Source organism: Mycobacterium shunyiense, assembly GCF_058270075.1.
This window is the reverse complement of record NZ_JBZDPU010000001.1, coordinates 270,899-294,060: the sequence shown is the minus strand read 5'-3', so window position 1 is coordinate 294,060 and position 23,162 is coordinate 270,899. Positions and strand designations below refer to the sequence as shown.

24 protein-coding genes are annotated in these 23,162 nt (G+C 67.9%); 15 read left to right on the top strand and 9 right to left on the bottom strand.

What is annotated here, in order from left to right; genetic code table 11:
* The first annotated feature begins 25 nt into the window (after positions 1-25).
* Positions 26-769 (top strand): acyltransferase, encoded by a 744-nt coding sequence (locus AC4ELH_RS01460; protein WP_029111445.1) that lies wholly within the window; start codon positions 26-28, stop codon positions 767-769.
* A 6-nt stretch (positions 770-775) separates the two neighbouring features.
* Here AC4ELH_RS01460 and AC4ELH_RS01455 read toward each other — a convergent pair whose 3' ends face one another.
* The 6 genes from AC4ELH_RS01455 to AC4ELH_RS01430 form a co-directional block, all read right to left on the bottom strand.
* Positions 776-1,381, bottom strand: a complete 606-nt coding sequence (locus AC4ELH_RS01455) for a hypothetical protein (protein ID WP_064881995.1) — start codon at positions 1,379-1,381, stop codon at positions 776-778.
* Between the two features lie 63 nt (positions 1,382-1,444).
* Positions 1,445-2,203, bottom strand: coding sequence for an ArsR/SmtB family transcription factor (locus tag AC4ELH_RS01450; protein WP_498883028.1), 759 nt, complete (start codon positions 2,201-2,203; stop codon positions 1,445-1,447).
* Positions 2,196-3,578: an MFS transporter gene (locus AC4ELH_RS01445; protein ID WP_498883027.1), complete on the bottom strand. Its 1,383-nt coding sequence runs from the start codon at positions 3,576-3,578 to the stop codon at positions 2,196-2,198. Before AC4ELH_RS01445 ends, AC4ELH_RS01450 begins: the two co-directional genes overlap by 8 nt.
* A gap of 40 nt (positions 3,579-3,618) precedes the next feature.
* Positions 3,619-4,860, bottom strand: coding sequence for a glycosyltransferase family 4 protein (locus tag AC4ELH_RS01440; protein ID WP_064881965.1), 1,242 nt, complete (start codon positions 4,858-4,860; stop codon positions 3,619-3,621).
* Between the two features lie 91 nt (positions 4,861-4,951).
* Positions 4,952-6,589, bottom strand: a complete 1,638-nt coding sequence (locus AC4ELH_RS01435; protein WP_498883026.1) for a 1,4-alpha-glucan branching protein domain-containing protein — start codon at positions 6,587-6,589, stop codon at positions 4,952-4,954.
* A complete protein-coding gene (locus AC4ELH_RS01430; protein ID WP_448446940.1) occupies positions 6,586-7,359 on the bottom strand; it encodes a class I SAM-dependent methyltransferase in 774 nt (257 codons plus the stop codon). Before AC4ELH_RS01430 ends, AC4ELH_RS01435 begins: the two co-directional genes overlap by 4 nt.
* 228 nt (positions 7,360-7,587) lie before the next feature.
* Between AC4ELH_RS01430 and AC4ELH_RS01425 the strand changes: the two genes are divergently transcribed.
* The 12 genes from AC4ELH_RS01425 to AC4ELH_RS01370 all read left to right on the top strand — a co-directional run bounded on the left by AC4ELH_RS01425 (position 7,588) and on the right by AC4ELH_RS01370 (position 17,455).
* Complete coding sequence (locus AC4ELH_RS01425) at positions 7,588-8,379, top strand: electron transfer flavoprotein subunit beta/FixA family protein (protein ID WP_055112679.1); 792 nt, start codon at positions 7,588-7,590, stop codon at positions 8,377-8,379.
* Between the two features lie 22 nt (positions 8,380-8,401).
* Positions 8,402-9,358 (top strand): electron transfer flavoprotein subunit alpha/FixB family protein, encoded by a 957-nt coding sequence (locus tag AC4ELH_RS01420; protein WP_064881960.1) that lies wholly within the window; start codon positions 8,402-8,404, stop codon positions 9,356-9,358.
* 288 nt (positions 9,359-9,646) lie between these two features.
* Positions 9,647-10,390 (top strand): SDR family oxidoreductase, encoded by a 744-nt coding sequence (locus AC4ELH_RS01415; RefSeq protein WP_064881957.1) that lies wholly within the window; start codon positions 9,647-9,649, stop codon positions 10,388-10,390.
* 1 nt (position 10,391) lies between these two features.
* The gene (locus tag AC4ELH_RS01410; protein ID WP_064881955.1) at positions 10,392-10,802 is read left to right on the top strand and encodes a cupin domain-containing protein; all 411 of its coding nucleotides are present in this window, start codon (positions 10,392-10,394) and stop codon (positions 10,800-10,802) included.
* A complete protein-coding gene (locus tag AC4ELH_RS01405; protein WP_064881952.1) occupies positions 10,802-11,461 on the top strand; it encodes a nitroreductase in 660 nt (219 codons plus the stop codon). Before AC4ELH_RS01410 ends, AC4ELH_RS01405 begins: the two co-directional genes overlap by 1 nt.
* Before the next feature lie 86 nt (positions 11,462-11,547).
* Positions 11,548-12,396 carry a GNAT family N-acetyltransferase gene (locus AC4ELH_RS01400; protein WP_064881951.1) on the top strand — a complete coding sequence of 283 codons (849 nt, stop codon included), beginning with the start codon at positions 11,548-11,550 and terminating at the stop codon, positions 12,394-12,396.
* Positions 12,393-13,235: a lysophospholipid acyltransferase family protein gene (locus AC4ELH_RS01395; protein WP_064881949.1), complete on the top strand. Its 843-nt coding sequence runs from the start codon at positions 12,393-12,395 to the stop codon at positions 13,233-13,235. Before AC4ELH_RS01400 ends, AC4ELH_RS01395 begins: the two co-directional genes overlap by 4 nt.
* Positions 13,236-13,282: 47 nt before the next feature.
* Positions 13,283-14,497, top strand: coding sequence for a cysteine desulfurase family protein (locus AC4ELH_RS01390; RefSeq protein WP_498883024.1), 1,215 nt, complete (start codon positions 13,283-13,285; stop codon positions 14,495-14,497).
* Complete coding sequence (gene mnmA / locus AC4ELH_RS01385; protein WP_498883022.1) at positions 14,494-15,564, top strand: tRNA 2-thiouridine(34) synthase MnmA; 1,071 nt, start codon at positions 14,494-14,496, stop codon at positions 15,562-15,564. Before AC4ELH_RS01390 ends, mnmA begins: the two co-directional genes overlap by 4 nt.
* Positions 15,561-16,571 carry a uroporphyrinogen decarboxylase/cobalamine-independent methonine synthase family protein gene (locus tag AC4ELH_RS01380; RefSeq protein WP_498883021.1) on the top strand — a complete coding sequence of 337 codons (1,011 nt, stop codon included), beginning with the start codon at positions 15,561-15,563 and terminating at the stop codon, positions 16,569-16,571. Before mnmA ends, AC4ELH_RS01380 begins: the two co-directional genes overlap by 4 nt.
* A 69-nt stretch (positions 16,572-16,640) precedes the next feature.
* A complete protein-coding gene (locus AC4ELH_RS01375; protein WP_498883020.1) occupies positions 16,641-17,135 on the top strand; it encodes an SRPBCC family protein in 495 nt (164 codons plus the stop codon).
* The gene (locus AC4ELH_RS01370; RefSeq protein WP_064881940.1) at positions 17,132-17,455 is read left to right on the top strand and encodes an ArsR/SmtB family transcription factor; all 324 of its coding nucleotides are present in this window, start codon (positions 17,132-17,134) and stop codon (positions 17,453-17,455) included. The genes AC4ELH_RS01375 and AC4ELH_RS01370 overlap by 4 nt, the downstream gene beginning before the upstream one ends.
* A 75-nt stretch (positions 17,456-17,530) precedes the next feature.
* On the opposite strand, the gene AC4ELH_RS01365 is transcribed toward AC4ELH_RS01370, so the two are convergent.
* Together AC4ELH_RS01365 and AC4ELH_RS01360 are read right to left on the bottom strand one after the other, a co-directional pair.
* A complete protein-coding gene (locus tag AC4ELH_RS01365) occupies positions 17,531-19,105 on the bottom strand; it encodes a 4-coumarate--CoA ligase family protein (protein WP_498883019.1) in 1,575 nt (524 codons plus the stop codon).
* 12 nt (positions 19,106-19,117) lie between these two features.
* A complete protein-coding gene (locus AC4ELH_RS01360) occupies positions 19,118-19,519 on the bottom strand; it encodes an MmcQ/YjbR family DNA-binding protein (protein ID WP_064960708.1) in 402 nt (133 codons plus the stop codon).
* A 94-nt stretch (positions 19,520-19,613) separates the two neighbouring features.
* Between AC4ELH_RS01360 and AC4ELH_RS01355 the strand changes: the two genes are divergently transcribed.
* Together AC4ELH_RS01355 and ligA are read left to right on the top strand one after the other, a co-directional pair.
* A complete protein-coding gene (locus AC4ELH_RS01355; protein ID WP_064881992.1) occupies positions 19,614-20,204 on the top strand; it encodes a class I SAM-dependent methyltransferase in 591 nt (196 codons plus the stop codon).
* Between the two features lie 67 nt (positions 20,205-20,271).
* The gene (gene ligA / locus AC4ELH_RS01350) at positions 20,272-22,356 is read left to right on the top strand and encodes an NAD-dependent DNA ligase LigA (protein ID WP_498883065.1); all 2,085 of its coding nucleotides are present in this window, start codon (positions 20,272-20,274) and stop codon (positions 22,354-22,356) included.
* Positions 22,357-22,362: 6 nt separating this feature from the next.
* On the opposite strand, the gene AC4ELH_RS01345 is transcribed toward ligA, so the two are convergent.
* On the bottom strand, positions 22,363-23,022 hold the full coding sequence (locus AC4ELH_RS01345; protein WP_064881989.1) for an ACT domain-containing protein: 660 nt from the start codon (positions 23,020-23,022) through the stop codon (positions 22,363-22,365).
* Between the last annotated feature and the right edge of the window lie 140 nt (positions 23,023-23,162).

Below are 23,162 nucleotides of genomic sequence, written 5' to 3'. Positions count from 1 at the left end.
AAGTGCTCAAGTAGGCTGTCCGGCCATGACGACGATGTGGGGCGCCCCAATTCACAAACGCTGGCGGGGCTCCCGGCTACGTGATCCGCGCCAGGCCGATTTCCTGACGAAAGCGTCGCTGAAATGGGTCATCGACAACCGCGCTTACACGCCGTGGTACCTGGTGCGGTACTGGCGGCTGCTGAAGTTCAAGCTGGCCAACCCGCACATCATCACCCGCGGCATGGTGTTCCTCGGCAAGGGTGTGGAGATCCAGTGCACCCCCGAACTCGCGCAGATGGAGATCGGTCGCTGGGTCCACATCGGCGACAAGAACACGATCCGCTGCCACGAAGGTTCGCTGCGTATCGGCGACAAAGTCGTGCTGGGCCGCGACAACGTGATCAACACCTACCTCGACATCGAGCTCGGCGACTCCGCGCTGATGGCCGACTGGTGCTACGTGTGCGACTTCGACCACAAGATGGACAACATCGACATGCCGATCAAGGACCAGGGCATCATCAAGGGCCCGGTGCGCATCGGACCGGACACCTGGATCGCCGCCAAGGTCACCATCCTGCGCAACACCTCGGTGGGTCGCGGATGCGTGCTGGGTGCCCACGCGGTGGTCAAGGGTGAGATCCCGGATTACTCGATTGCGGTGGGTGCCCCGGCCAAGGTGGTCAAGAACCGCAAGCTGGACTGGGAGACGTCGGCCGCCGAGCGTGCCGAACTCGCCGCCGCACTGGCCGACATCGAGCGTAAGAAGGCCGCCAACAGCAACTGAGGCGGCTCACGCCCCGTTGCACACCCCGGAGTCGCGGATCACGTTCCCGTAGACATTGGCCGTGGCGACGTTGGCGTTGATGACGCCGGACGGCTGCTGCTTGGCGATCTTGTCGCTGATCTGGGTCAGCTGGTACCACAGGTGATAGATCGAGTCACCGTTGTACAGCGGTGAATACTGGCTCTGGTCTGGGTAATTGGTGATGTACAGGGTGTGGGCGCGGGGATCCAGGAAAGCCGCCGACTGGTCGACGTTGGCCCTCACGGCGTCGCCGGCAGCCTGCACACCGGGCGCGGTCCAATAATCGTGCTGCCCGCCCAGGAAATTCTGGAAACCCACGATCTGCGTCATCAAAGTGCCGTACTGGGCGTTGAACCACTGGCAGGACTCGCGCTGGGCGTCGATCTGCTCGGGAGTGACGCGGACCTGCCACAGGTTGTACGGGAACACCGTGTAGTTCGGCGCCCAGTCCGAGGGATGGGGCGCGAAGGCGGGCAGGCTGGGGGTGGCGCCGCTGGGTTCGCCGGCTGCCGGCGCCGCCAGACCGAGTGAGAGAGCTGCACCGACGAGTGCAGCGCAAGCCTTGCGTAGGTGTCTCCGGGTGGGGGTCACGGCTCGATTGTGCTTGGTGGACACCGCGACCGACAGGGGTTCCGCGATTCTCGAACGCGTGCGTCAACCCGTCCAGTCGATGTCGAATTGTTTGCTCAGGGCAGCGCGGCCGGGACCGGTCACGGTGAGTGCGCGGTGACGCGGTGTGCGACGCAGCCAGTCCGCGGCCAGGAAATGATCCAGAAGCGCGCAGCCCAGCCCGCCGGCGACATGGTGACGTTGTTCAGTCCAATCGACGCAATAACGCACCAATGGCCTTGGGCCGGTAGGAATTTCGACGCCCATCTGCCGCAACAGGTCACGGCCGCCATCGGTGAGCTGGTAATCCACGTCGTGGCCGGGACTGCTCAACCGGTCGGTGCCACCGGGGTGAAACCACCCGTCCCCTCCGGTGAGCACGCCCCGCTCCAACAGACTGCCCATGAGTTGCACACCGAGCCGGCCGGCGATGTGGTCGTAACAGGTGCGGGCCGAGCGTAGCCGGGCCGCGCGGGTCCCTTCCCGCAGCGAGGTGACCGGACGGGCCGGCGCCAGCCGGCCGAGCTGCTCGATGAGCGCGCCGACCTCGGGACCGGCCAACCGGTAATACCGATGCCGCCCCTGGGTGCGAACGGTAAGCAGGCCGGCGTCGGTCAACTTCGCGAGATGACTGCTGGCCGTGGGACGGCTGATGCCGGCTTCCTCGGCCAGCACACCGGCCGGAAGGGCACGGCCGTCGTCGAGCGCGAGCAGCACCTTGCAGCGGGCCGGGTCGGCCAGTAGCGCGGCCACCGCGGCGATGTCCACCTCGGTTGCTCCGGCCAACTCCTGCGCCTCACGCATGGCAGGACTCCTTCCCGATGGCGACCGTGGGCGCCGGTGTGTGCCGCGTCAGCCGCAGGGCCAGCACCGCACCGACCAACTGGAACAGCGCACCGAGCAACAGCGCGGTGCGCACACCCGCGGCGCCGCCGACGACGGTCATGGCACTACCCAACACCGCGACACCGACAGTGATACCCAGCAGCCGGGACAGATTCACCACGCCCGCGGCCAGACCTGCCCGCCGCACCGGGATCGCGGCCATGGCCAGTGTCACCGCCGGGCCGGTGTTGAGGGCCAGCCCGGCACCGGCCAGCACGAAGGACAGTTCCAGCCATCCGATCGCGGCGTGCGGCCCCGCTGCGGCGTACAGCAGTGAACCCGTCGCCATCAACACCAGTCCGGCCGCCATCGGAAGACGTGGGCCGGTGCGGCGGACCAGTGCGTTGACCGCGGGTATCAGCGCCAGGTAGACGAGCGCCATCGGCAGGAACCACGCTGCGGTCTCCAACGCACTGAAGCCGCAGAGTTGTTGGAAGGCAAAGCTGTTTACCAGCAGCAGCCCGTAGATGCCGAACGTCATGGTGAAGGTCGCCAGCAGGGCGCCCACCAGTCGGCGGCCGGCGAACAGATCCAGCGGGAGCATCGGGTGTGGGTTGCGCCGCTGGGTGGCCAGGAACCCGCCGACCGCGGCCAGGGCGATCGCGGCGACCGCGACCGTCTGCGGCCAGCGCCAGTCATGCCCCTCGACCAGGACCAGAGTTGCCGCCCCGAGCGCCACCACGGCCAGGAGCTGGCCCGACAGATCGATGCGCGCGGCGTTCGGATCATGGGAATCGGGCAGATGCGTGACACTGGCGGCCAACGCCAGCGCACAGACCGGCACGTTGACCCAGAAGATCCAGCGCCAACCTACGGTTTCGGCCAGTGCTCCGCCCAGCAGTGGACCCAGCGCGGTGCTGCTCGCCGCGGCCATCGCCCACGCCGCGGTGGCGCGGGCCCGGCCGCGTGAGTCCGGAAACGCCGCGGCGGCGATGGCCAGGCCCTGCGGCAGCATCATGGCCGCACCGGCTCCCTGTGCCGCCCGCGCCACCACGAGCCAGGTCAGTGACGGAGCCAGCGCGCAGGCCGCCGAGGCTGTGGCGAAGGTGATCAGTCCGATGCGGAGCATGCGGCGCCGGCTGAACCGGTCACCGAGGGAGCCCGCGGTGAGCAGGAACGCCGCGAATGTCACGTTGTAGGCGTCGATGGTCCATTGCGCGCCGGTCATCCCGCCGCCCAGGTCACCGCCGATGGCGGGCAGCGCCAGGTTGACTGCGTTGGCGTCGACCAGGCCGATGAACAGCCCGAGATACGCCGCGATCAGCGTGGGGACGGCAGATCTTTGTGGTGCCATATCCGCACGCTAGGTGCGGATTGATTCGATGCCGGTCGAATCAGCGGTCGGGGAGCGCGTGCTCGACGATCGGCCGACGCGGATGCGGTTCGCGTTCGGCGCGTTTGGCGGCCAGATAGACCTGGCTGGTCTCGGCGGCCACGGTGTGCCAGTCGAAGTCGGCGCTGAGCCGCTCGCGTGCGGCTATCGCCCGGTGCTGCGCGGCCTCGGGATCGTCGAGTACCGCGCGGACCGCTGCGGCCAACCCCACCACATCCCGTGGCGCGAAGGACATTCCGGTCTGGCCGTCGATCACCGCTTCGCCCAGCCCGCCGACGTTGGAGGTCACCAGCGGGGTGCCGGTGGCCGCGGCCTCCAGCGCCACGATGCCGAACGGCTCGTAGTGGCTGGGCAGCACGGCGGCGTCGGCCGCCTGCAGGGCCTGCAGCAATTCCTCGTGGCCGAGCCGTCCGACGAAGCGGGTCGCCTTGAGCACCTTGTGCTTTCGGGCCTGCTCCACGAGCCACTGCTGCTGGGTGCCGTCACCGGCGATGGTCAGTGTGGTGCCCGGATGTGCGCGGCGGATGCGGGGGAGGGCGGCAATCGCGTCGTGCACACCCTTCTCGTATTCCAGGCGGCCGAGGTAGAGCAGCTCGGGTGGACCCTGACGGGGGCGGCGGGGCGCAAACGGCCAGAGGTCGGCGTCGATCCCGTTGCGGATAACCCGGATCTCGGACAGCTCGGGTCCGAACAGCTCGGAGATCTCGTCGCTCATCGACGCCGAACATGTGATCAGCGAATCGGATTCGCGCACGAGCCAGGATTCCACCGCGTGCACCTGGCGGCTGATCGGCCCGGATACCCACCCGGAGTGCCGGCCGGCCTCGGTGGCGTGGATCGTGGAAACCAGTGGTACATCGAAATATTCGGCCAGAGCGATGGCGGGATGGGCGACCAGCCAGTCGTGGGCGTGCACGAGGTCGGGTACCCAGCGGTCGCCCGAATAGTCTTTGACGGCAAGGCCGGTGCGCACCATCGCATGCCCCATGGCGAGGGTCCAGGCCATCATGTCCGTACCGAACTCGAACTCGTGCGGGTCCTGTGCGGCGGCGACCACCCGCACGCCCTCACTGAGCTCGTCGGTCGACGGGTGGGTGCTCGGGTCGGTGTCGGTGGGCCTGCGGCTGAGCACCACGACCTCGTGACCGGCTTCGGCCAGCGCGGTGGCCAGGTGGTGCACATGCCGGCCCAGACCGCCGACGACGACGGGCGGGTATTCCCATGACACCATCAGGATCTTCATGACTGCGTGCCTTCGTGCCGGTGCGAGCGTGCGCACAATGCTGAGGTTTGGCGGGGTGTCGAGCGGCAGACACGCACGCTCGAGCTGGTGGTCATTTTGGCAGACGCCGGGCGTCGAGGGCGCCGAACAGGCCGTCGGCCTTGTTCCAGCCGTCGGCGAGGCGCTCGGCATGGTCGCGACGACCCGAGGCCAGAGCGTCCGAGATCTCGCGGGTCGCGTGGGCGTGCAGGTGAGCGCGGTAGCGCGCGTACTCGGCCGCTGAATCCTTGCTCACCATGAACGGCCAGTCGCTGGAGACCGTCAACAGGGTCTCCCGCAGGATCTGATCGGCCACCCGGTCACGCGCGGTGGGTGCACCGACCGCGGCGTGCTGGGTGAGCGCCTTGTCGACGGTGCTCAGGGCGCCGTCGACCACCTCGCTGTTTAGTCGCACCAGATCGGCCACCTTCTCGCCGTTCCAGACCTGCCAGTTCTTGCCCGAACCCCAAGAGCTGGGCGGCAATTCGACCGGAGCGCCGACGAAACCCTGGGCCTTGGCGTCGGCGAGGGTGCCCACCCGGACGCCGGCCTCGGGCAGGGCCCGCAGTACCCGGCCCAGCCACTCCGGACCCTCGTACCACCAGTGTCCGAACAACTCTGTGTCGAACGCGGCCACCACGTGTGTCGGCTGGCCGAGCCGTTCGCTCTCGCTGATCAGGCGGCGGCGGACCACCCCGACGAAGTCGGCGACGTGCTCGTCGATCGCCCGGTCGGCGCGCTGCGGATCGTAGGGCGCCTTCTCCTCGGACGGGACGTTGCGACCGGTCACCCGGGAGGGCTTGAGGCCCGTGGTGTGGTCGTAGGTGTGGAAATCGCGGTAGGCGGCGTGACCGGGATACCCCGACTTGGGCGACCACACCCGGTAGCTGACCTGCAGGTCGCGGCCGAACGCCACCACGTCGGACTCGCCGACGGGCCGGCCCAACGCGGTGTCGCCGTGCAGGGACGGACCGTCCACCATGAAATGGCCGACACCGGCTGCGGCGTAACCGGTTTCCATGCCGGGCGCGTACGCACACTCCGGAGCCCAGATGCCGGCGGGGGTGTGCCCGAAGCGCTGCTGCGCGTCGGCCAGGCCTTCGCGTAGCGCGAACTCGCGCAGCCGCGGGTTGAGCAGCGGCTGGAACGGGTGCGAGAGCGGGCCGCCGAGCAGTTCGATGGTCTCGGCGTCGATCAGTTGGCGCAACAGTCCGCTGGCGCCGTGCCGCCAATGGGTGGTGAATTCCTCGATGGCCGCGCCGGCCTCGGCGTACTCGCGAATCCCGAACTGCCGCAAACCCTCTGGTTCGCGCAGCGTCGTCGCCTCCTGGGCGCGCAGCTGCCAGTTGGACAGCCAGTGATGCATCCCGGTGAGGCAGTAAGGGTCATCGAGCTGGGCGGTGACCACCGGCGTCATACCGAGGGTGAGCAGGTGGCTGCGGTCCTCGGCGGCCAGGCCGCGCAGCACCCGCATCAACGGCAGGTATGCCGCCGCCCAGGACTGGTAGAGCCACTCCTCGCCGACCGGCCACCGTCCGTGATGGGCCAGCCAGGGGAGGTGGGTGTGGAGGACGAGCGTGAATAGGCCCGGAGCCGGGTCGCCGGCGACATTGGATCGGGGAGCCGGGTCGCCGGCGACATTGGATCGGGGAGCCGGGTCGCCGGCGACATTGGGCCGGGGTACCGGCTCGGATTCGGGATTCGACGTCACGGCCGCACCGCGATCGCCACCAGATCGAGGCTGTCGTCAATGTTGCGCTCGTCGGCGGAGGTCAGGTCGAAATCGTCGATGCTCACCGCCGCGACGTCGGCGAGCAGTTGCTCGGGCCACTCCGCGTCGGCCACCGCGCGCTGTACCTGCGCCTCGATGATCGAGCCACCGTGCCGGGCGTCGAGCTCGGCGAGTCCGGCGCCGTGAAAGACCCCGAGCATCGACTCGACCGTGAATCCGGCGTCCTGTAGTAGCTCGGTCAACTCGGCGCCGTTGAGTTCGCGGGTGTGGAACGGGTTGAGCGGGGTGTCGCGTCCGGGGGAGAAGGTGATGCGGTTGGGGGTGGAGACCAGGAACACGCCGCCGGGCCGCAGCACTCGGAAGCATTCGGAGACGAATTGACCCTGGTCCCAGAGGTGCTCGATCACCTGGAAGTTCACCACGACGTCCACCGACTCGTCGGCCAGCGGCAGCTCGGCGAGGTTGCCGTGCCGGATGTCGACCCGGGGGTAGCGGGCCCGCACGTGTGCCACGGTCGCCTCGTCGTAATCCAGTGCCACGACTCGGCGGGCCACATCGGCGATCAGATCGGCTCCGTAGCCCTCGCCGCAGCCGGCCTCGAGGACCTCGCGATCGACGCACCGCCCGGCCAATCGCTGATACACCACCTCATGTCGGCGAAACCAGTAGTTCTCCTCGGCCAGGCCGGGGATGGTCCGCTCGCCGGTCAGGGGTAGGGCGTGATCCGGATCGCCAACGAATGCGCTCATTGGAAGGCAGGCTAACCCAGGCTTACCCAGGTTGAAGGGTCGGTAGCGATTCGACCAACGGTTCCCTCACCCCGGAGGTGTGGTAGGGGAGGCCGGAATACAAACTCCGACCAGCTATGGTGTTCCTGCGAACCACTAAAAGTTACCGACCGGTAACATGGTGCTAGTTGCTCAGAACGTGATATGAGCCCGGGCCACCGGTCTCATCGAGGAGGACGAACCAGAGTCATGACGAACATCGTGGTCCTGATCAAACAGGTCCCAGACACTTGGTCGGAGCGCAAGCTGTCCGACGGCGATTTCACCCTCGACCGCGAGGCTGCCGACGCCGTGCTCGACGAGATCAACGAGCGCGCCGTGGAAGAGGCGCTGTTGATCAAGGAGCGTGAGGGTGGAGACAGCACCGTCACCGTGCTGACCGCCGGTCCGGAGCGCGCCACCGAGGCGATCCGCAAGGCGCTGTCGATGGGTGCCGACAAGGCTGTGCACCTCAAGGACGACGGCCTGCACGGCTCGGACGTGATCCAGACGGGCTGGGCCCTGGCCCGCGCGCTGGGCACCATCGAAGGCACCGAGCTGGTCATCGCCGGTAACGAGGCCACCGACGGTGTCGGCGGAGCGGTTCCGGCCGTGATCGCCGAGTACCTCGGTCTGCCGCAGCTCACCCACGTGCGCAAGCTGACCGTCGAGGGCGGCAAGGTCACCGCCGAGCGTGAGACCGACGAGGGCGTCTTCAGCCTCGAGGCCTCGCTGCCGGCCGTGGTCAGCGTCAACGAGAAGATCAACGAGCCCCGCTTCCCCTCCTTCAAGGGCATCATGGCCGCGAAGAAGAAGGAAGTCACCGTGCTCACCCTCGCCGAGATCGGCGTGGAAGCCGATGAGGTCGGCGTTGCCAATGCCGGTTCCAAGGTGCTGTCTTCGACCCCGAAGCCGCCGAAGACCGCCGGTGAAAAGGTGACCGACGAAGGCGAAGGCGGCACCAAGATCGCCGAGTACCTGGTCGCGCAAAAGCTGATCTAGCAGAAAGACATAACGAGAACTCATGGCTGAAGTACTTGTGCTCGCTGAGCACTCCGAAGGTGCATTGAAGAAGGTCAGCGCCGAGCTCATCACCGCCGCCCGCGCGCTGGGTGAGCCTGCCGCCGTCGTGGTGGGCAAGCCCGGCACCGCTGCTCCGCTGGTCGACGGCCTGAAGGCCGCCGGCGCGGCCAAGATCTACGTCGCCGAGTCTGACGACGCGGAGAGCTACCTGGTCACCCCCGTCGTCGACGTGCTCGCCGGGCTGGCCGAGTCGGCCGCCCCTGCCGGCGTGATCGTCGCCGCCACCGCAGACGGCAAGGAAATTGCCGCCCGCCTGGCCGCGCGTATCGGCTCGGGCCTGCTCGTCGACGTCGTCGAGGTCCGCGAAGGTGCAGTGGGCGTCCACAGCATCTTCGGTGGTGCCTTCACCGTCGAGGCCCAGGTCACCAGTGACACCCCGGTGATCACGGTGCGCCCGGGTGCCGTCGAGGCCGCCCCGGCCGACGGTGCCGGCGAGGTCGTCAACGTCGAGGTCCCGGCCCAGGCCGAGAACGCGACCAAGATCACCAAGCGCGAGCCCGCCGTCGCCGGCGACCGCCCCGAGCTCACCGAGGCCAGCGTTGTGGTCGCCGGTGGCCGTGGTGTCGGCAGCGCCGAGAGCTTCTCGGTCGTCGAGGAGCTGGCCGACTCGCTGGGCGGTGCCGTGGGTGCCTCCCGTGCCGCGGTCGACTCGGGTTACTACCCGGGTCAGTTCCAGGTCGGCCAGACCGGTAAGACCGTGTCGCCGCAGCTGTACATCGCGCTGGGCATCTCCGGTGCGATCCAGCACCGTGCCGGCATGCAGACGTCGAAGACGATCATCGCGGTGAACAAGGACGAGGAAGCTCCGATCTTCGAGATCGCCGACCTCGGCATCGTCGGTGACCTGTTCAAGGTCAGCCCGCAGCTGACCGAGGCGGTCAAGGCGCGTAAGGGCTAGTTCCCCCAAGCTGTCAACGCAGAACCCCGGTGCACCTGGTGCGCCGGGGTTCTGTGCTGTGTGGGGGCAATGATGTGGCGAAACGGTCTGGCGAAACGGTGTGGCGCAATCGGCGCCCACAACGCGTGCCGAGTGTCACGCTGGAGTGGCGCTCGAGCCCGAGAGCCACTCTCGCGTGACAAGGCGGCGGTGGGCCAGGCGACCGACTACGGACTTTCCAGGGTTTGGATCTCGGCATGCGGTGCCAGTGTTGGTTCTGTCAGCACGCCAGAGAAAAGGATTCGCACAATGAAAATCACAGTCATAGGTGCCAGCGGGCAGATCGGCTCGCGGGTGGTGCGGTTGCTCACCGAAGCCGGACACGACGTGGTCGCGGCCTCCCTTTCGTCGGGCGCCAATGTCCTCACCGGCGAGGGCCTCGCTGAGGCTCTCAGCGGCGCCGACGCACTCGTCGACGTGGTCAACTCACCCTCGTTCGAGGACGGCCCGGTGCTGGACTTCTTCACGACGTCCTCGCGCAACCTGGTGACCGCCGCGAAGGAGACCGGTGTCGGGCACTACGTGGCGTTGTCGATCGTGGGGACCGACGGACTCCCGGACAGCGGCTACATGCGGGCCAAGGTGGCCCAGGAGAAGAACATCACCGAATCCGGACTGCCGTACTCGATCGTGCGGGCCACGCAGTTCCAGGAGTTCGCCGAGGCCATCACGGGATCGCTGGTGGTGGGTGACGAGGTGCGGGTCCCCGATGCGCGGATCCAGCTGATCTCGGTCGACGACGTCGCCGGTGAGGTCGCGAAAGTCGCTCAGGGCGCTCCGCTCAACGGGATCGTCAACATCGGTGGGCCCGACAAATTCTCGTTCGCCGACATGGCGCGTGCGGTGCTTGCCAAGCAGGGCGACGACAAGCCGGTCGTGGTCGATCCGCAGGCAAAGTACTTCGGTACCGCGGTCGACGACAACAGCCTGGTCACCGGTGACGACGGGATTCTCGGTGAAACCCGTTGGGCCGCATGGAGCGGGGCTCACTGACATGCCTGTGACCGCGGAGCAGGAAAAGGCCCTGCACGATGCGATGACCGTGATCGCCAGCGTGACACCACCGTTCATCCCGCCGAACGCCGAAGTGATGACGACGATCATCGAGTGGCCGGCGGGTTCACCCGGCGCACCGCCGCACCGGCACCCAGCCGGACCTGCCTTCGGCTACGTCCTCGAGGGCGAGATGCTGTTCGAGTTGGAGGGTGAGGCACCGCGCGTGGTCAAGGCGGGGGAGGCCTTCTGGGAGCCCGGCGGTGACGTCATCCACTACTCGGATGCCAACAATCGCGACGACGTTCCACTGCGGTTCCTCGTCAACATGCTGTGTGTGCCCGGCGAACCGATGCTCGTCATCGTCGAGGACGACGAACTCGAGGCCCGCAAGGACCGGCGAGTGCGCTGATGGCCGAGTTCGGAGACGTCGTCCGGTCGCGGCGGTCGTCACGGATGTTCTTGCCGGACAAGCCCGTTCCGCGAGAACTGCTCGACGAGGCACTCGCGCTGGCGATGCGGGCACCGTCGAACTCCAACACGCAGCCCTGGCACGTCTTCTTCGCCACCGGTGAGCAGCGCGTCCGATTGGTCGACGCGCTGCTCACCGCGGTCGATGCGGCTCCGCCGGCGATCGGCTCCGCGGGCCTGCCGCCTCAGTTCGCGCACCGGCGCAGGGAGAGCGGCGCACTGGTCTACGGAGCCATGGGGATCGCCCGCGACGACGCCGAGGGCCGCTGGGCGGCCCAGCGGCGGAACTGGGAGTTCTTCCACGCCCCGGTCGCCGGGGTGGTCTGCATGCATCGCGATTTCACGAACGTCGACGCGCTCGGCGTCGGGATGTTCCTGCAGACCCTGCTGTTGGCGTTGAACGAACGGGGTATCGGCAGTTGCGTGCAGGTGTCGATCTCGTTCTATCCGGATGTGCTGCGTGAACAACTCGGTATCCCCGACGAGCTGACGGTCCTGTGCGGGGTGTCGATCGGCTATGCCGACCCGGACTTTCCGGCCAACCACCTGGACACACCCCGCGATCCGATCACCGAGAACGTGGTGTTCCTCGACGCCTGATCGCAGCACAAAACGTCACCTGGCGCTCACAGACATGTCATACGGGCGATGCCGTCTGGAGACCCGGCTGGGCGACCGTGCTCGGTATGAGCACTGCATCTGTACTCATCGCCGCTGATCACGCCGACAGTGCGACGCCCGATGCGCCGCGCTACACCCTGCTGCTGTCCGCCGACCCCGACCTCATCGAAGCCGCCCAGCGGCTCCGGCACGACGTGTTCACCTCCGAACCCGGGTTCGCTCTGGCCGGGACCACCGATGGACGTGACGCCGACCGATTCGACGAGCACTGCGACCACCTGCTGGTCCGGGAGGACCGCACCGGCGAGCTGGTGGGTTGCTACCGGATGCTGCCGCCACCGGGCGCCATCGCCGCGGGCGGGCTGTACACCGCCACCGAATTCGATGTACGCGGTCTCGACGCGCTGCGGCCGTCCCTGGTCGAGATGGGCCGCGCCGTGGTGCGCACCGATCACCGCAACGGGGCCGTCGTCCTGCTGATGTGGGCAGGCATCCTGGCCTACCTCGACCGCTCCGGGTACGACTACGTGACCGGCTGCGTATCGGTTCCGGTTGCAGGTAACGCCGACGGGCCGCCCGGAACCCAGATCCGCGGAGTCCGCGACTTCGTGCGGCGCCGCCACGCGGCCCCCGCCGAGCACACCGTGTACCCGTACCGGCCGGTGGTGCTCGACGGCAGAGGACTCGACGACATCGACCCGCCGTCGCGGACCACGGTGCCGCCGCTGATGCGCGGCTATCTGCGGCTCGGTGCGCAGGTATGCGGGGAACCTGCCCACGACCCCGACTTCGGGGTGGGGGATTTCCCGGCTCTACTGGACAAGCGCCGCGCGGACGTCCGCTACCTCAAGCGCCTGCGCTCGGTCTCGGCAGCCGCCGACATGGCCGGCGGGGTGGCCGGGGACGCGTCGTGACCGCCGCAAACGTCCAGCACCCATGGCTGCCCAGGGCGTCGTGTGACTCCAGCTGTGTGCACGTAGACGGTGCAGACGCCGGAAGGCGGCTCGTGGTGTGGGTACGCACCACGGTGCGGGTTGTCATGGCGGTTGTCCTGTTCCCGGGGGCGGTTCTGCTGGCAGTGCCGATGCCCGGACGCTGGCACCTGCAGCGGTTCTACTGTCGGCTGATGCTGCGTTGCTTCGGAGTGCGAATCGCCTTGTCGGGCGGCCCTATTCGTAATCTGCAAGGGGTGCTCGTGGTCACCGGTCACGTGTCCTGGCTGGACATCTTCACGGTCGGGTCGGTGCTGCCCGGCTCCTTCGTGGCCCGTGCGGATCTGGTGGAATGGCCCGCGCTGGGCCGGCTGGCCCGGGTGATGAAGGTGATCCCGATCGACCGGGGCAGCCTGCGCCGGCTGCCCGCGGTGGTCGACACCGTGGCCGAACGTCTGCGGGCCGGACATACCGTGGTGGCCTTCCCGGAGGGCACCACCTGGTGCGGGCTGGCGTACGGACCGTTCCGGCCGGCGATGTTCCAGGCCGCGATCGATGCGGCCCGCCCGGTGCAGCCGCTGCGGCTGGACTACCGTCACCGCGACGGCCGCCCGTCGACGATCCCGGCCTTCGTGGGCGAGGACACCCTGTTGCGGTCGGTGCGGCGGGTCATCACCGCGCGTCGCACGGTGTGCCATGTCCACGTCGGGTCGCTGCAGCTGCCCGGAGAAGACCGGCGGGTGCTGGCCGGACGCTGCGAGGCAGTGGTGCGGGGCCACCAGGAGCTTCCTGGAGCTCCCGCGCACATTCTGGTGGCCTGAGGCGGCTGGAGGGCGGGTCGCCTGCCAGCGGCTATCCTGGAGAGGTTATGAGCTCCTCCGCGGGCAGGCCGGTCTATCTCGATCACGCCGCCACCACCCCGATGCACCCAGCCGCCATCGACGCGATGACGGCTGCGCTGTCGAGTGTGGGCAACGCCTCCTCGCTGCACGGTTCAGGGCGCCTGGCACGGCGCCGGATGGAGGAGGCCCGCGAGACGCTGGCCCGCCTGCTGGGCTGCCGGCCGTCGGAGTTGATCTTCACCGCCGGTGGCACCGAGAGCGACAACCTGGCCGTCAAAGGCATCTACTGGGCCCGCCGCGATGCCGAGCCGAAGCGGCGCCGCATCGTCACGACCGCCGTCGAGCATCATGCGGTTCTCGATGCCGTGCAGTGGCTCGTCGACCATGAGGACGCCGAGGTGACCTGGCTCCCGGTCGACGCCGAGGGCGTCGTCACACCCGAGTCACTGCGCTCGGCGCTCGAGGCCGGTGACGGACCCGCTGACGTTGCGCTGGTCAGCATCATGTGGGCCAACAACGAGGTCGGCACGATCATGCCGATCGCCGAACTGGCTTCCATCGCGGCCGAGTTCGAAATCCCGATGCACAGCGACGCCATTCAGGCCGTCGGCCAGGTCCCCGTCGATTTCGGCGAGACCGGATTGGCGGCCATGAGCGTGGCCGCCCACAAGTTCGGCGGCCCGATGGGCATCGGCGCGCTGGTCCTGCGTCGGGACACCGCCTGCGTGCCGCTGCTGCACGGTGGCGGTCAGGAGCGCGACGTACGCTCCGGGACCCCGGATGTGGCCGGTGCCGTGGCGATGGCCGCGGCGGCCGAGGTGGCGATCGGGGGGCTGTCCGACCACAGCTCGCGGGTGCAGGCGTTGCGGGACAGGCTGATCGAGGGCGTGCTGTCCATGATCGAGGACACCTACCTGAACGGGCCCCGCGGAGCCGGCCGGTTGCCCGCCAACACACACTTCACCTTCCGTGGCTGCGAAGGTGATTCGCTGCTGATGCTGCTCGACGCCAAGGGCGTCGAATGCTCCACCGGCTCGGCGTGTACAGCCGGCGTGGCGCAGCCGTCACATGTTCTGATCGCGATGGGTGCCGACCCGGCCACCGCGCGAGGATCACTGCGGTTCTCCTTGGGGCACACCAGCACCGACGCCGACGTCGATGCGGTGCTGGACGTACTGCCCGCGGCGGTCGAGCGAGCCCGGCAGGCGGCACTGGCCAGTGCGGGAAGGACCTTCTCATGAGAGTCCTGGTCGCAATGAGCGGTGGCGTGGATTCCTCGGTGGCCGCAGCCCGCATGGTCGACGCCGGACACGATGTCGTCGGAGTGCACATGGCGCTCTCGTCGGCGCCCGGCACTTTGCGCACCGGATCGCGGGGATGCTGCTCCAAGGAAGACGCGGGCGATGCCCGCCGGGTGGCAGACATCCTCGACATCCCGTTCTATGTATGGGATTTCGCCGACAGGTTCAAGGATGACGTGATCGACGACTTCGTCGAGTCCTACGCCCGCGGCGAGACCCCCAACCCCTGCGTCCGGTGCAATGAGCGGATCAAGTTCTCCGCGCTGGCGGCCCGCGCCCTGGCTCTCGGTTTCGATGCGGTGGCCACCGGTCACTACGCGCGGCTGGAGGACGGCCGATTGCGGCGCGCCGTCGATGCCGACAAGGACCAGTCCTATGTACTGGGTGTGCTGACGGCCGAGCAGTTGGCACATGCGGTCTTCCCGATCGGTGACACGCCCAAGCCGCAGATCCGGGCCGAGGCCGCCGAGCGCGGCCTGGCAGTCGCGAAAAAGCCTGACAGTCATGACATCTGCTTCATTCCGTCGGGGGACACCCAGGCGTTCCTGGGCGCACGTATCGGCATCAGGCCCGGAGCGGTGCTCGACAACGACGGCACGGTACTCGCCGAACACGAAGGCGTGCACGGTTTCACGATCGGCCAGCGCAAGGGCCTGGGTATTCCGGGACCGGGAGCCGATGGCCGGCCGCGGTATGTCACCGCGATCGATGCCGAGACGGGCACGGTGCGGGTCGGACCTGCCGAGGATCTCGAGGTGCGGGAGTTGTTCGGCGACAAGCCGGTATTCACCAGCGGGACCCCGCTGGACGGACCGGTGGAATGCCAGATCCAGGTGCGCGCGCACGGCGGCATCACCGACGCGGTGGCCGAGCTGTGCGACGGCAGGTTGGTGTTGTCCCTGCGGGCGCCGCTGCGCGGCGTCGCTCCCGGGCAGACGGTGGTGCTGTACCGACCCGATGCCGAGGGCGACGAGGTCATCGCCAGCGCGACCATCGCACGCGCGTGAGTGTTTTCGCCACAGCGACCGGTGTCGGTTCCTGGCCGGGGACAGAGGCGCGGACTGCCGCAGAAGTCGTCGTAGGTGAGCTGCACTCCCTGTCGCACCTCGTAGAGCTGCCGGCCAGGGGGATCGGTGCCGATCTGATCGGCCGGGCCGGGGCCCTGCTGGTCGACATCGGTATCGACACCGTGCCGCGCGGGTACCGCATCGCCCCGGGGCGTAGCGCTGCGCTGCGCCGAGCGGTGAGCCTGCTCGGTGAGGACATCGATGCGCTGGAGGAAGCGTGGGAGCGCGCCGGACTGCGGGGTAGTGGGCGTGCGGTGAAGGTACAGGCTTCGGGCCCGATCACGCTGGCGGCTCAGCTGGAGCTGCCCAACGGACATCGCGCCATCACCGATCACGGTGCGCTGCGGGACCTTTCGGCGTCCCTCTCCGAGGGTTTGGCGGTTCACCGTGCCGAGGTGGCCCGGCGGTTGGAAACCCCGGTGGTGGTCCAGTTGGACGAGCCGTCACTGCCCGCTGCGCTGGCGGGGCGGCTGTCCGGGGTCACGAGTTTCACCCCCGTGCATCCGGTGGACGAGCCGCTGGCGATGAACCTGCTCGACGCGTGCGTGGCAGCGGCCGGGTCGGAAGTCGCGCTGCACAGCTGTGCGCCCGATCTGCCATGGAAGGCGTTGTTGCGCAGTGCTGTTCACGCCGTCTTGGTCGATGTTTCGACCTTGACGCCCGCTGATCTGGACGGAATCGGGGAGTTCGTCGACTCGGGCCGGACCGTGTTGCTCGGGGTGGTGCCCTCGACAGCTCCCGAGGGCAGGCCCTCGGCCGAAGAGGTCGCCAAGGCGGCCGCGGCGCTGACGGACCGACTCGGTTTCGGCAGGCCCGTCCTTCGTGACCGGATCGGCATCACGCCGGCCTGTGGGCTGGCCGGCGCCACCGCGAAGTGGGCGCGCACCGCGGTGGAACTCGCGCAGAAGGCAGCGGATGCCTTCGCCGAAGATCCGGACGCGATCTGAAAAAAGCAACCAAAAGGTTGCGTGTGAGTGCGGATGCTCCTACGCTGAGAAGCAACTGAAAGGTTGCATATGAGTACCGACCGGATCGAAAAGGAAGTTCTGCTCAAGGCGTCGCTGGACCGGGTCTGGCGGGCCATCAGCAGTTCGGAGGAGTTCGGCCGCTGGTTCGGCGTGCGCTTCGACGGGCCGTTCGTCGCCGGGAAATCGGTCAACGGGGTGATGACCCCGACCGAGGTCGACGAGGAGGTCGCCGCGATGCAGGAGCCCTACGCCGGGGAGGCCGACGGCTGGCACATCGTGGCGGTGGAGGCGCCGCACCGGTTGGCTTACCGCTGGCATCCCTACGCCGTCGAACCGGGCTCCCGCGAGCCCGAGGCGCCCACGACGCTCGTCGAGTTCACCTTGACCGAATCCGAGGGCGGCGTGTTGTTGCGCATCGTCGAATCCGGATTCGACGCGATCCCCGAGGCGCGGCGGAGGTCGGCCTTCGAGGGCAACAGCGAGGGCTGGGCCCACCAGACCGAGATGGTGCGGAAATACCTCGCACTCGGTGAGCCGGCGTGACAGGCGCCGTCGCCGACCGCGCACCGCTGTTCGACGCGCTCGGCGATCCCAACCGGTTGCGCATCGTCACCCGCCTGTGCGAGGGCGGGCCCTGTTCGACAGTGCAACTGACGCAAGTGATTCCGGTGACGCGTCAGGCCGCGACCAAGCACTTGCTGCTGCTGGAGGCGGTGGGATTGGTGACCAGCGACCGCAAGGGCCGCGAACGAATCTGGCGGATCGAGCCCGAGCCGCTGGTGCAGGCCAGCGACTACCTGACAGCGCTGTCGCAGCGCTGGGACGGCGCGATCGACCGCCTGCGGGCCTACGTCGAGGAGTAGCGAACGTCTCGCACGCCCGTTGTCACGCCAGCGTTGCTGTCGATGCCGAGTGCCACTCTGGCGTGACAAAGTGGTCTAGCCGCCGCGGAGTTCCCGGCGCAGGATCTTGCCGGCCGACGACTTGGGGATTGCGTCGATGAATTCGACCTGGCGCACCTTCTTGTAGGGAGCCACCAGGCCGGCCACGAACGCCATCACCTCGTCGGCGCTCAATTCGGATGCAGGCTGTTTGACCACAAAGGCTTTCGGCACTTCCTCGCCGGATTCCTTGTCCTGGACCCCGATCACCGCGGCATCGGCTATGCCGGGGTGGCCCAGCAGCACGGCCTCCAGTTCGGCCGGCGGCACCTGGTAGCCCTTGTACTTGATGAGTTCCTTCAGCCGGTCGACGACGTAGACACAGCCGGCGGAATCGACCTGCGCCAGATCTCCAGTGTGCAGGAAGCCGTCGGCGTCGATGGTCTCCTGCGTGGCTGCTTCGTTGTTGAGGTAGCCGGCCATCACGTTGGGGCCCTTGAACCAGAGTTCGCCGGTTTCGCTCAAACCCTCTGCGGGGATCTCGATTTCCTTACCGGTGTCGGGGTCGACCAGCTTGCTCACGCCGTTGGGGACGGTCCAGCCGCACGAGTCGAGCGGAGCCACCGTGCCCACCGCAGCCAGTCCACCGTCGTGCGGGGTGATGTGGCTGACCGGACTCAACTCGCTCATGCCGTAGCCCTGAGACACCGTGCAGCTCAATCGATCTGCGACCGCGCGACCCAGATCGGCGTCGAGGGAGGCCGCACCGGAGAGGACGGCCTGCAACGAGGACAGGTCGTAGGAATCGACCAGCGGGTGCTTGGCCAGTGCGACGGCCACCGGCGGGGCGATGTAGACGAAGGTGCACCGGCGGTTCGCGATGTTGCCCAGAAATTCGCCGAGATCGAACGACGGCATGATGACCAGTTGGGCGCGCGCATGCAGGGCGGCGTTGAGCAGCACCGTCATGCCGTAGATGTGGAAGAACGGCAGCACGGCCAACAGCCGGTCATCGGAGGTCAAACCCTGCAACGGGCGGATCTGAGCGACGTTGGCGGTCAGGTTGGCGTGGGTGAGCATGACACCCTTGGGGTTGGCCGTGGTGCCCGAGCTGTAGGGGAGCGCCGCGAGATGGGTGGCCGGATCGAAGCTCACCTCGGGCGCCGGGCCGTCGGCGCCGAGTCCGGCGCCGTCGAGTACCACCACCTGGTCCTCGGTGAGGCCGGCTCCCAGTGCTCCCTCAAGGGCCTGGGGTTGCAGCGCGCTCACCGTGACCAGCAGGCGGGCCTTCGAATCCTTGAGCTGCTTGGTGATGTCCCGTGCCGTGAACAGTGCGTTGACGGTGGTGGCGGTGGCCCCGGCGCGCAGGATGCCGTGGAACGCGATCGCGAAATCCGAACTGTTGGGGGACAGCAGTGCCACCACGTCACCGACACCGATCCCGCGGGCCGCCAACCCGCCGGCGAATGCGTCGATCCGGCTGACCAGATCGCCGTAGCTGGTTTCGGTACCGGACTTGGCATCCACCAAGGCGATCCGGTCCGCGTCGGCCGGTGACATGTCGGCGAACAGGTAGTCGTAGACGCTGACGGCCGGCAGGTCGACGTCGGGGAATGGGCTGGCGAAACTCATGGCTGTTTCCGATCAGTTCTCGTCGAGTTGTTTGATGAGGCGGCGTGAGGCGACCAGGCGGAACGAGGCGTCGATGAGTTCGCGGACCTCGCTCCAATCCACCTTCGCCGCAGTGAAGTCCAGACCGAGCCAGCCGAAGGGGCCCATGTAGGCCGGAAAGAAGAAGCGGCTGTCCTGTTCGAGCGCCCGACGGTCGCTCTCGTCCACCTTGATCAGCAGTGAATGCGGATACGGCACCATCTCGCCGCGGCTCTCGGGTTTGACGTTCCCGCCGTACATGGCGAACATCTTCGGCGCGCAGAACACCGGACGGCCCCACGAAACCTTCTCGAAGGCCTCGGGAAATCCCAGGGCAACGGTGCGGAGTTCGGCCAGGCCCAAGTCGTCGTCGCTGAACATGATCGGGTGCGGCATGTCGACAGGGTAGCGGTAGGTGCGGACTTCCAGAATTGATTGTTAGGCTAGCCTTGCCTTATCGAGTAGGAAGGTGGACATGCCCACGACCTGGTTGGATTCCCTGACCCGGCAAACCCGCCGGACGGGTAGGTATCCGTATCCCCATCGGGCTGCCTACTTCTTGAACAATCCGTTGCGGCGACTCAGCGGCGATGACGACCGTGCAGTCAAACGGCTCGAGCTGACCGGGTTCGAGCGGGTGCTCGAAATCGGGCCGGGCCCCGGATATTTCAGCGTCGCGATCGCCCGCAACCTGCCCCGGGGCCGGCTGGACCTGTTGGACATTCAACTGGAGATGCTGGATAAATCCCGCAGTGCCCTGGACCGCGCCGAGTGCTACAACGTCAGCTTCCACATGGGCGATGCCGACGGAGAGCTCCCGTTCTATGACGACAGTTTCGACGTGGCATTCCTGGCTTCGTCGTTCGGTGAGATATCGGACAGGCGAGGGTGCATCCGATCCTTGCACCGGATCCTCAAACCCGGTGCGCTGCTGATATTCCGGGAAGGGTTCCCTGACCCGGACCGCCTAAGTGTGGCCGAGCTACGTGAGCTGGTGGAAGCCGATGACTTCGAGTTCTGCGATGCCACCGGGAACCGCTGGCACGACATCGTGAGGTTCCGCCGGTTGCCGCTGCCCTGAGCTGTCGGCGCACTCGACTAGCCTGCTCAGGGTGAGTGAGAAGCCGCCCGTGGATACCGACGCCGTGCTGCCCGAACAGCCCGATGCCGACCTGCGACGGCGTTGGCAGGAGCTTGCCGACGAGGTGCGTGGTCACCAGTTCCGCTACTACGTCAAGGATGCGCCGATCGTCTCGGACGCCGAATTCGACACCATGCTGCGGGAGCTGCAGGCGCTGGAATCCGACCACCCCGAGCTGCGAACACCCGATTCCCCGACCCAGCTGGTCGGTGGCGCCGGGTTCGCCACCGAATTCGCCCCGGCCGAGCACCTCGAACGGATGCTGTCCCTGGACAACGTGTTCGATTCCGACGAGCTGTCGGCCTGGGCAGCCCGGATCAGCGGGGAGACGGGCGATGCCGCGCACTACCTGTGCGAACTCAAGATCGACGGCGTCGCGCTCGCACTCGTCTACCGCAATGGGCGGCTGGTTCGGGCCGCCACCCGCGGTGACGGGCGCAGCGGTGAGGACGTGACACTCAACGCCCGCACCATCACCGACATCCCCGAGCAGCTGAGGGCCTCCGACGAGTTCCCGGTGCCCGCAGTGCTGGAAGTACGTGGCGAGGTGTTCTTCCGGGTCGCCGACTTCGAGGAGCTCAACGCCGGATTGGTCGCCGAGGGTAAGCCGCCCTTCGCCAACCCACGAAACAGTGCAGCGGGCTCGCTGCGCCAGAAGAATCCTGCGGTCACGGCGCGCCGCCGGTTGCGGATGATCTGCCACGGGTTGGGCCATACCGAAGGCTTCAGCCCCGCGTCGTTGCACGACGCCTACCGGGCGCTGGGCCAGTGGGGCCTGCCGGTGTCCGCACACACGGCCAAGGTGTCCGGAGTCGCCGCGGTCGCCGAGCGGATCGCGTACTGGGGCGAGCACCGCCATGACGTCGACCACGAGATCGACGGCCTGGTCGTCAAGGTCGACGAGGTGGCGCTGCAACGTCGGCTCGGATCGACCTCGCGCGCCCCTCGCTGGGCGGTGGCCTACAAATACCCACCGGAAGAGGCCACCACGAAGCTGCTCGACATCCGGGTGAGCGTGGGGCGGACCGGCCGGGTCACACCGTTCGCCTACATGGAGCCTGTCAAGGTGGCCGGCTCGACCGTCGGGTTGGCCACACTGCACAACGCGACCGAAGTTCAGCGCAAGGGCGTGCTGATCGGCGACACCGTGGTGATCCGCAAGGCGGGCGACGTCATCCCCGAGGTGCTCGGCCCGGTGGTCGACCTGCGGGACGGATCCGAGCATGCGTTCGCCATGCCGACCAATTGCCCCGAATGCGGCACCGTGTTGGCCCCGGCCAAGGAGGGCGACGCCGACATCCGCTGCCCGAACACTCGCAGTTGCCCGGCGCAGTTGCGGGAGAGGGTGTTTCACGTCGCGGGCCGCGGCGCGTTCGACATCGAGGGGCTCGGCTACGAGGCCGCCACCGCGCTGTTGCAGGCCGGGGTGATCGCCGACGAGGGCGATCTCTTTACTTTGACCGCCGACCAGTTGCTGCGCACCGAGCTGTTCACCACGAAGGCCGGCGAACTGTCGGCCAACGGCAAGCGCCTGCTGGCCAATCTCGACAAGGCCAAGGCCCAGCCGTTGTGGCGGGTGCTGGTGGCCTTGTCGATCCGCCATGTCGGTCCCACCGCCGCACGTGCATTGGCCACGGAGTTCGCCAGCCTCGACGCCATCGTCGCGGCCTCCGAGGAACAGCTCGCCGCGGTGGAAGGCGTGGGCCCGACCATCGCCGCCGCGGTAGTCGACTGGTTCACCGTCGACTGGCACCGCGCCATCGTCGACAAGTGGCGTGACGCCGGGGTCCGGATGGCCGACGAGCGCGACGCGAGCATCGAGCGCACGCTGGAAGGTCTGTCGATCGTGGTGACGGGCTCACTGCCCGGGTTCTCCCGCGACGAGGCCAAGGAGGCCATCATCAGCCGCGGCGGCAAGGCCGCCAGCTCGGTGTCGAAGAAAACCGCGTACGTGGTCGCCGGGGACGCGCCCGGATCCAAGTACGACAAGGCCGTCGAACTCGGGGTCCCGATCCTGGACGAGGACGGCTTCCGCACGCTGCTCGCGGAAGGTCCGCCGGCCGCCGACGAGGCCACGGCCGACGAAGGTTAGTCCGGTTCAGCGCAGGATCGTCGCGACGATCCCGGCCAGGTAACCCAACCGCGCCACCTCCGACGGCCGGAAACCCGGACCACCGGGGCGGCCCAACAGGATCGCGGTGTTGTGGTCGCCCAGTGGCGCGGCGGCCAGCGTGGTGTCCATGTCACTCCAGACCTGTGGCACCCATGGCTCGGTGCCGTTGAGCGTCGAAGCCCGTTCCAACGGCAGCCACGGCGCCGACTGTGCCTGGGTCTCGGGTGCGCCGTGGCTCGCGGCGACCCGTTCCACTGCGTCACCATTGGACCGGACCACCGTGCACCAGCCGACCCGCAGAACTCGTGGCGCTTCTTCGGCGAGCACCTGCAGCCGCTGTGCCTTCGAACGGGCCGCCGCGACGTGGTCGATCAATTCAAGTTCGCGGTGGGCCTCCAGCAGCCCGGTATGGGGCCGGATGCTGTCGACATAGACGCCGGACAGGTTTTCGGCGGCGGTGATCAAGCTGTCGGGCATCGAACCCTGCGGCAGGTCGACGACCAGATCGTCGATGGCGTAGCCGGTTCCACGCTCGACGACGTCGAGGGACAGGATGTCGGCGCCGACCGACCCGAGCGCCACGGCGAGCGAGCCGAGGCTGCCTGGTCGGTCCTCTAGCTGGACCCGGAGCAGATACGAAGGCACACGCATCACTGTTGCACAGGGGGAGTCTCAGGGCATGCCGGTAGGCCGCCGGGCGACGTCGCGACGCGGGCCGAGCCGAGGGGAAATTGGTGTCAGCTCCCCAGGCCAGGCCCGGTTACGATGCTCGCGCAGGGGTGTTC